Source organism: Bartonella sp. CE47NXGY, from assembly GCF_042195415.1.
GTDB lineage: Bacteria > Pseudomonadota > Alphaproteobacteria > Rhizobiales > Rhizobiaceae > Bartonella.
Genome location: NZ_JBHIOI010000179.1, coordinates 1 through 961, shown reverse-complemented (window position 1 = coordinate 961; position 961 = coordinate 1). Strand labels below are relative to the sequence as shown.

At 40.2% G+C, this 961-nt stretch carries 2 protein-coding genes; one reads left to right on the top strand and one right to left on the bottom strand.

Annotated elements, in window-relative coordinates; all coding sequences use genetic code 11:
- Positions 1 to 220: tyrosine-type recombinase/integrase (locus ACFIL3_RS10510; RefSeq protein WP_375682252.1), on the top strand; the 220-nt coding region annotated here is incomplete at its 5' end.
- Between the two features lie 342 nt (positions 221 to 562).
- Here the strand turns inward: ACFIL3_RS10510 and ACFIL3_RS10505 are convergent.
- The coding region (locus ACFIL3_RS10505; RefSeq protein WP_375682251.1) for an ExbD/TolR family protein at positions 563 to 961 on the bottom strand (399 nt) is incomplete at its 5' end.

The following is a 961-nucleotide window of genomic DNA, read 5'->3' as shown; positions in this document are numbered from 1 at the left end:
TTTTCGTGAGGCTTGTAACGTAGCGGGAATCAAAAAATCAGCACATGGCTTAAGAAAATTAGCAGCAACACGCGCAGCTAATTCTGGTGCAACAGTATCACAACTCAAAGCAATTTTTGGCTGGACAAATGATGCTATGGCATCTCTTTACACAAAGAGCGCAGATCGCAAAAGGTTAGCTATAGAGGCGATAAAAAAGCTTCAAAAAGATGAGGGATAGAGGCAAAAAAACTCAATAGAATCAAGATTCACCTATTCCCCCATATTAGACATAACTATTTTATTTTACTTGCTTTTTATATACCATTTATGAACACCGCCGCAAAAAAGGCTTTAAGATGTATTAAGACACACAACAATCGCCTCTGCTGTTTTCTTGATCGCACCTCTTGCGGCAAGATGAGTAGAGTTTAATCCTAAAAAAACCGATTCAATATATGAACCCCCTGCGTAATATCAAACCCATGCGTGTTTGGTTTAATAAATCCGCGGAACCCTCATCAATTTCACTCTACGACTTTGAGTAATATGCTTTGCTTCCTGCAACAAAGGCTGTTTTTTATCACTGATCAGAGACATCGGCTGGAATATTAGCGTTTCCCGTAGTGCTCGTTGTTACGGCATCCACATGCCCCACAACGTTACCACCCGCGCTACCACCCGCTCCATCGACAGCAGCGTTCGCTACCCCTGTTGTTTTATTATTGATCTCACCTCTTGAGACAAGATTGGTAGAGTTTTGCAATCCTACAAGACCGATTTTATGATATCCAGCCATACGTATTTGATTTAATAAATCGATGACAGTACCATAATCAATTTCGCTATCCGCTTTGATTAAAATTTTTGCCTCTAAATTTTGCGTCGTTTCCCTCAACAAAGCTTCTCTCAAAGCTGCTTGTTCTACAAGATGATCACCAATGTAAAGAGAACGATCTTTTTGCAACGTAACATAAAGAGG